Origin of the sequence: Sinorhizobium sp. P24N7 (assembly GCF_042436655.1) — a bacterium.
Taxonomy (GTDB): Bacteria; Pseudomonadota; Alphaproteobacteria; order Rhizobiales; family Rhizobiaceae; genus Sinorhizobium; species Sinorhizobium meliloti_A.
This window is the reverse complement of sequence record NZ_JBHMIW010000098.1, coordinates 1-575: the sequence shown is the minus strand read 5'-3', so window position 1 is coordinate 575 and position 575 is coordinate 1. Positions and strand designations below refer to the sequence as shown.

2 protein-coding genes are annotated in these 575 nt (G+C 57.6%); both read left to right on the top strand.

Annotated elements, in window-relative coordinates; genetic code table 11:
- Positions 1-201, top strand: a 201-nt coding sequence (locus ACFHWW_RS34125) for a hypothetical protein (RefSeq protein ID WP_379943801.1), incomplete at its 5' end; no start/stop codon positions are given.
- Positions 202-216: 15 nt separating this feature from the next.
- The coding region (locus tag ACFHWW_RS34120) for a type IV secretion system protein (RefSeq protein WP_379943799.1) at positions 217-575 on the top strand (359 nt) is incomplete at its 3' end.

Sequence of the window (575 nt, the reverse complement as noted above, 5' to 3'; positions counted from 1 at the left end):
AAGGTTCTGTTTCTCGTCCTGATCGCAGCCGGCCTCGCCGGCTGCGGTACGGCGGCCAAGGAGAAGAGCGCACCCTGCAAGAGACCTGCCAACCTGACCTCTTATGCGCCTGATCCCCGCCAGGAATGCGGGCCGATGATGAGCGTCAACGGTAATGCACCGGCCGCCTTCGCTGCGATCGAGGCGTGGGCGACCGAATAAGGACAATTTGCAACGATGCACGATTTCTTGGGCGATCTGCTGGACAGAATTGAACAGACAGGCGCGGATTTCTCTGAGCAAGCCTATGGGATTGTCGGCGATGAGATCGTGCCGCTGCTCACCATCATGTTCATCGCATATGTGGGATACTACGGGCTCCAACTCTTCATGGGAACGGCCCGCATCAGCGTCAGCGAGATCATTGGTCGCGTGGCCCGTATGTTAATCATTCTGGCGCTGATCAGGGAGTGGGACTACTTCAACACTCTTTTCTATTCCTGGCTGAATAACACTCCGGAAGATGTGGGCCGGGCGATCCTGACCGCCACCGGGACAGGCATCACAGAGCCGACAAACGGCCTTTCGATGATCTG